Genomic DNA, 6,085 nt, shown 5'->3' on the forward strand with positions numbered 1-6,085 from the left:
GGGGTCCGCAAGCCGTTCCCTCGTGGCAGGTGGTGGTCCCGTGCAGTTCCCTCCGTCCTTCCCCTCCGTTCCTCCGTCTCCCTCCCCCTCTCCCTCCCTCCCCGCCGTTGTTCCGCACCCGCCCGGGGCCGGTGTCCCACCGCGTTGCGAGGTACCGCACTTCGCGCCGGTGCGGGTGCGTGGCGGGCCGCTTCGGTCGGCTCGGCTGATCCGGCACCGGAGGCGGGCGGCGGCGGTCGGGCTCGCTGTCACGGCGGTGGCGCTGGTGGCGGCGGGCCCCCGGGACGCGGACCGGCCGCGCGGGCATCCCGACGGCGCTTCGAGCGCCCACGCCGGGCCGGCCTCCCCGGGAGACCGTGCCGTAAGGGCGCGGCGCGCGGAAGCACGGGTCACGGCGCCGGTGCGGATCGCCGACGCTGCCACCGTGCGGCTGCTGAGGCCGGGCGACCGGGTCGATGTCATCGCCGCCGGGGAGCGGGTGACGGACGGTGGGGCCCGCGTGGTCGCCCGTGGAGCGCGGGTCACCGAGGTACCGAAACCACTGGAGGACACGGGCATGGGCCCGGGCACGGGCGGGGCCCTGGTGGTGCTGTCGGTTCCGCGCGCCGTCGCGGCCGGCCTCGCCGGCGCGGGCGCCACCTCGCGGCTGGCGGTGACCCTGTGGTGAGCCGGTCCTTCCGGGCCGGTGGCGCGGGAGCCGTGCCGGGCACCTCGCTCGAGGGACCCGACTGCTCTGTCCGGCGGAGCGCTGACGTAGGTTGCGGAGCGTTTGAGTCCCAGCATCACGCCTACGAAAGGAAGCCCCGGGGTGAGCGAGAAGAACGAGGCCAGCATCTGGCAGGGCTTCAAGGCCTTCCTGATGCGGGGGAACGTCGTCGACCTGGCCGTGGCCGTGGTCATCGGCGCCGCCTTCACCAACATCGTCAACGCGGTGGTGAAGGGGATGATCAACCCGCTGGTCGGCGCTTTCGGCACGCAGAACCTGGACACCTACAGCTCGTGCCTGAAGGGCCCCTGCACGGGCACCGGCGATGCCGCGACGGGCGTCAGGATCCTGTGGGGTTCGGTCCTCGGCGCGACACTCCAGTTCGTGATCACGGCCGCGGTCGTCTACTTCCTGATGGTGATGCCCATGGCCCGGTACCTGGCCCGGGTCGAGGCCCGCAGGAAGGCGAGGGAGGGCACGCAGGAGATCGTCGAGATCTCCGAGCTCGAGGTGCTCAAGGAGATCCGCGACGAACTGGTGGCGCAGCGCGGCCCGCAGCACGACGGGTTCCCGGTACGTGGCGACGGCGCGGGGTACGGCGAGCGATAGCCGACACCGGTCCGCCCGGCACCGGGGTCAGATGTGGTGGGGCCATCCGGGTCAGATGTGGTGGGGCGGCTTCTCCTCGAGGAAGCGCTTCAGGTCCGACGCGCTGTCACCGGACGGGCGGTCGCCCCACCCCCGGTCGGTCTCGTCCGCGGACGGCTGGTCCAGCGGGTCGTCGAAGACCAGCGCGGGTTTCGGCTCGCGCGGCCCGGAATCGGGAGCAGTGCTCATGCGCCCAGAATACGGGCCCGGTAAAACCTTCCCCGGCCGGCGGTCTCTCCCTCGGCTCCTCACCGGTGGCTGCGCTCGCAGGCCGCTGCTCCCCGGTCCGACGGTGACCGCGCGAGACTGGCGCCATGACTGTTGACGCTCTGACCGATGTGGCCGGTGTGCGGGTGGGACACGCGACCCGTACCGGCGGCGGCCTGCTCACCGGCACCACGGTGGTGCTCGCACCCGAGGGCGGGGCCGTGGCCGCCGTGGACGTGCGCGGCGGCGGTCCCGGTACGAAGGAGACCGACGCGCTCGATCCCCGCAACCTCGTGCAGCGGGTCGAGGCGATCGTCCTGACCGGTGGCAGTGCCTACGGACTGGACGCGGCGTCAGGGGTGATGGCCTGGCTGGAGGAGCAGGGGCGCGGGGTGCGGGTCGGCCCGGATCCCGCGCACGTGGTGCCGGTGGTGCCGGCCGCGTGCGTCTTCGACCTGGGCCGGGGCGGGGACTTCGGGGCCCGGCCGGACGCGTCCACCGGGCGCGCGGCCGTCGAGTCGGCCGCGGCGACCTCGCCGGGGGCGCGGGTGCCGGAGGGGTGCGTGGGCGCCGGTACGGGGGCCGTGGTCGGAGCGGTGAAGGGCGGGGTCGGCACCGCGAGCACGGTGCTGGACTCGGGGATCACGGTGGCCGCGCTGGTGGTGGCCAATGCGGCGGGGTCGGCGCTGGACCCGGAAACCGGGACCCTGTACGGAGAGTTCTTCCAGGGCGGCCGGGTGCGCCAGCCGGACGCAAAGGTGCACGCGGCGGCGGTCCGGCGGCTCGCCGGCATCACGGAGCAGAACGGGCCGCAGCCGCTCAACACCACGCTCGCGGTGGTCGCCACCGACGCGGACCTGTCCAAGGCGCAGGCGCAGAAGCTGGCCGGCACCGCGCACGACGGCATCGCGCGGGCGGTGCGGCCGGTGCACCTGCTCAACGACGGGGACACGGTGTTCGCCCTCGCCACGGGCACCCGCCCGCTCGACGCCGCGAACCCGCTCGCCCTGAACGGGATCCTCGCGGCGGGCGCCGACCTGGTGACCCGCGCGATCGTACGGGCCCTGCGCGCGGCCGGGTCGGTGGACGGACCGGGCGGAGTCTGGCCGTCGTACGAGGAGTTGTACGGGTAGGTGAAGGAAGGCGGTACGGGTGACCGCTCGGATGGATGTACGAAAAGTTGTATGACGAACCGGGCAGGGAGGCGTGTGGCGCGCCGGACGGGGAAGCGTAGATCGGGCGGGTCGGCGGAGGTGTCCGGTGAGCGGAGGGAGCCGTCCGCTGAGCGGAGTGCGCGACCGGTGGCCGACGGGCCCGCGGCGAGCGGCAGGAGTGGCGTCTGAACAGGGATTATGGGTGCCCGGCGGGAACGGGCGGGAATTCCTCGCACGGTCCGTTCGTTGTGATGCCGCACGTTTTCTCAGTTCCCGGACATGATGTCCGACCGAGGGGCTACGGTATGCACCCACAAGGTGACATGCAGCGACGCCGGGAGAAGCCTTGAGCGTTCCGTACGAGACGGCAGCGTACGAACCAGCCGACTCGCCCGAGTCTCCTGAGGAGCATCTCGCGCGACTGCTCGGCCGTGCCCTGAACTCCTTCGAGCTGCCCGACGAGGCAGTACACCTGCTCGACTGCGCGCTGGCCCACAACAGTTCGCTGCACTCCGCGCACCACAGCGCCGGCCTGCACCGCGAGACGTACCGGCACACCTGGCTGCTCGCCGACGGCTCGGCGCTCACACTCTGGGAGCTGGTCCACAACACGGCCCCGGGCAGCGAGCCGCAGCACGAGGTGTACGTGGACGAGGAGGAGCTGGGCCTCGCCACCGCCCGACTGCCGCTGCCGCCGGAGACACCGGACTTCGAACTGCCGGTGCTGGTGCAGCTGTCCCGGATCCCCGAGCCCCGGCCCGTCTACCTCCCCGACGGTTCGGCGGACCACGCGCGCCGCTTACTGCGCCGGGCGGAGAACACGGACCGTCCGGGCCCCGGGACGGCCGCCCTGCTGGCCACTGCGTCCGCCCACCAGATCACCCAGGCCTTCGGTCGCCCGTCCACCGTGGGCGAACCCGGCCGCCCGGGACTGTCCTTCTCGCTGTACGAGCACGCGTTCCTGCTGCGTGACGGTGCGGAGGTCTCCCTCTGGGAGGTGGAGCACACGGCCACTCCCGACGGACGGCACATGTGCGAGGTGTACATCACCGAGGACGCCGCCCGTGACGCGATGGAGCGTCGCGCGGCGCAGGTGCCCTGACCACCAGGACCGGACCGTCCGACCCGTGACCTGCGCCCCGTGATCCGTGCCCTGTGCCCAGCGATCCGTGATCCGTGATCCGCCGTCATCCTGCTTCCCGGCCACCGGTAAAGCGCCGGACCAGGGTGGCGAACGCCTCGCGTTCGGCCTGGGTGAGCAGCACCTGCTCCACCGACGGGCCCGTCCGCCGCTGATGCGGAATCGTCCGGAGCGCCCACACCTCCTGCGGCCCCGGAACGTCGCGCGCCGGTTCCGACTCCGGACGCGGTTCCCGAGGCGGCTTCCGATGCGAACGGGGGCCGACGCCACTGCCCCGGACCAGCCTGCGGTCCCGCCGCAGGACACCGGCCAGGCCCACCGTGCAGGCCGCGGCCACCAAGGTGAGGACGGTGCCGCCCGTCACCCTCAAGATCGAGTCGCGCTCAGGCATGCGCCCAGTACACATCACGGTCCGGGACTTCGATCCCGGACCGTGATGAACGTGATCTATATCGCAGTTGAGTCATTTACCTGCGAAAGTCTCACATGTACCTATTGGTGCTTTTCGGTGTCCTCGCCGATCCCTCCGCTGCCTGTGGCCGTTACCCGCTTGCGTGCTGTCCGCTGCCGTGTCACGCGGCGACCGGCTGCTTCGATGCCGCCGCCGAGGCCGCCGGCCCCCCGCTGCCGGGCGCGCCCTCCGCTCCGGGAACCGGCTTGCGCAGTCCCTTCAGGACGATCACCAGGGCCGCCGTGACACAGACACCCGCCGCGATGGCGACCAGGTAGAGCAGCGGGTTGCCGATCAGCGGGACCACGAAGATGCCGCCGTGCGGCGCGCGCAGGGTGGCGCCGAAGGCCATTGACAGGGCACCGGTGACGGCGCCGCCCGCCATCGAGGCGGGGATCACGCGCAGCGGGTCGGCCGCCGCGAACGGGATCGCACCCTCGGAGATGAAGGAGGCTCCCAGGACCCAGGCGGCCTTGCCGTTCTCCCGCTCGGTCCGGTTGAAGAGCTTGCCGCGGACCGTGGTGGCCAGGGCCATCGCCAGCGGCGGAACCATGCCGGCCGCCATCACCGCGGCCATGATCCTCATCGCGGAGTCGCTGGGGCTCGCGACCGCGATACCGGCCGTGGCGAAGGTGTACGCGACCTTGTTGACGGGGCCGCCGAGGTCGAAGCACATCATCAGGCCGAGCAGGGTGCCGAGCAGGATGGCGTTGGTGCCGGTGAGGCCGTTCAGCCAGTCCGTCATGGCCTTCTGTGCCTCGGCGATCGGCTTTCCGATCACCACGAACATCAGGAAGCCGACCACCGCCGAGGAGATCAGCGGGATCACCACCACCGGCATGATGCCGCGCAGCGCCACCGGGATGCGCACCCTCTGGATCGCCAGTACCACCGCACCGGCGATCAGACCGGACACGAGGCCGCCGAGGAAACCGGCGTTGATGGTGAGGGAGATCGAACCGCCGACGAAGCCGGGCACGAGTCCGGGCCGGTCGGCCATGCCGTACGCGATGTAACCGGCCAGGACCGGGACGAGGAACCCGAAGGCGACGCCGCCGATCTGGAAGAGCAGGGCCCCCCAACTGTCGGTCTGGGTCCACACGAAGCGTTCCATCACCGACGGCGCCTCGTTGATCTCGTAGCCGCCGATCGCGAAGCCGAGGGCGATGAGGAGACCGCCCGCCGCGACGAACGGGACCATGTAACTGACACCGGACATGAGCCACTTGCGCAGCTTGGTGCCGTAGCCCTCACCGGGTTCGCCTGCGCGGTCCACGGGGTTGTCGCCGGGTGCGGCAGCCGCGGTGGCCTCGCCGCGCGCGGCCTTGCCGCGGACCTCGTCGATCAGCTCGGCGGGGCGGTTGATGCCCGCCTTGACGCCGGTGTCGACGGTCGGCTTGCCCGCGAAGCGCTCCTTCTCCCGGACGGGCACGTCGTGGGCGAAGATCACACCGTCCGCCGCCGCGATCACGGCCGGGTCGAGCCGGGTGAAGCCCGCCGAGCCCTGCGGCTCGACCGCGATCTCGACGCCCGCCTCCCGGCCGGCGTTCTCCAGCGACTCCGCCGCCATGTACGTATGGGCGATGCCGGTGGGGCAGGAGGTGACGGCGACGATCCGGAAGGGGCGCGCGCTCCCGCCGGACGCACCCGCGTCGGAGGTTCCCGCGTCCAGGGCGCCGTCACCGGTGGAGCCGTCGTCGGCAGTGCCCGTGGTGGGGGCGGGGGGGGGGGGCCCCCCCCCCCCCCCCGCGTCCGGGGGGCCCGGGGAGCCCCGGGCG

General features: G+C 72.5%; 7 protein-coding genes. 4 read left to right on the forward strand and 3 right to left on the reverse strand.

Features of this window, described 5'->3' with window-relative positions:
- Positions 1-40: 40 nt before the first annotated feature.
- Both ORI94_RS24400 and mscL read left to right on the forward strand, forming a co-directional pair.
- Positions 41-667: a hypothetical protein gene (locus tag ORI94_RS24400; RefSeq protein ID WP_416237884.1), complete on the forward strand. Its 627-nt coding sequence runs from the start codon at positions 41-43 to the stop codon at positions 665-667.
- Between the two features lie 141 nt (positions 668-808).
- Positions 809-1,315 (forward strand): large conductance mechanosensitive channel protein MscL, encoded by a 507-nt coding sequence (gene mscL / locus ORI94_RS24405; RefSeq protein ID WP_266079316.1) that lies wholly within the window; start codon positions 809-811, stop codon positions 1,313-1,315.
- 51 nt (positions 1,316-1,366) lie between these two features.
- On the opposite strand, the gene ORI94_RS24410 is transcribed toward mscL, so the two are convergent.
- Positions 1,367-1,543, reverse strand: coding sequence for a hypothetical protein (locus ORI94_RS24410; RefSeq protein ID WP_266079318.1), 177 nt, complete (start codon positions 1,541-1,543; stop codon positions 1,367-1,369).
- Between the two features lie 125 nt (positions 1,544-1,668).
- Between ORI94_RS24410 and ORI94_RS24415 the strand changes: the two genes are divergently transcribed.
- Both ORI94_RS24415 and ORI94_RS24420 read left to right on the forward strand, forming a co-directional pair.
- Positions 1,669-2,694 carry a P1 family peptidase gene (locus ORI94_RS24415; RefSeq protein ID WP_266079320.1) on the forward strand — a complete coding sequence of 342 codons (1,026 nt, stop codon included), beginning with the start codon at positions 1,669-1,671 and terminating at the stop codon, positions 2,692-2,694.
- A 367-nt stretch (positions 2,695-3,061) separates the two neighbouring features.
- Positions 3,062-3,817: a DUF6227 family protein gene (locus ORI94_RS24420; RefSeq protein ID WP_266079322.1), complete on the forward strand. Its 756-nt coding sequence runs from the start codon at positions 3,062-3,064 to the stop codon at positions 3,815-3,817.
- An 85-nt stretch (positions 3,818-3,902) separates the two neighbouring features.
- Here the strand turns inward: ORI94_RS24420 and ORI94_RS24425 are convergent, their stop codons facing one another.
- Both ORI94_RS24425 and ORI94_RS24430 read right to left on the reverse strand, forming a co-directional pair.
- Positions 3,903-4,247 (reverse strand): hypothetical protein, encoded by a 345-nt coding sequence (locus ORI94_RS24425; protein WP_266079324.1) that lies wholly within the window; start codon positions 4,245-4,247, stop codon positions 3,903-3,905.
- Between the two features lie 181 nt (positions 4,248-4,428).
- Positions 4,429-6,085: PTS fructose transporter subunit IIC (locus tag ORI94_RS24430; protein ID WP_266079326.1), on the reverse strand; the 1,657-nt coding region annotated here is incomplete at its 5' end.

The sequence above is a fragment of the Streptomyces sp. NEAU-W12 genome (genome assembly GCF_026242095.1).
Classification (GTDB): Bacteria; Actinomycetota; Actinomycetes; order Streptomycetales; family Streptomycetaceae; genus Streptomyces.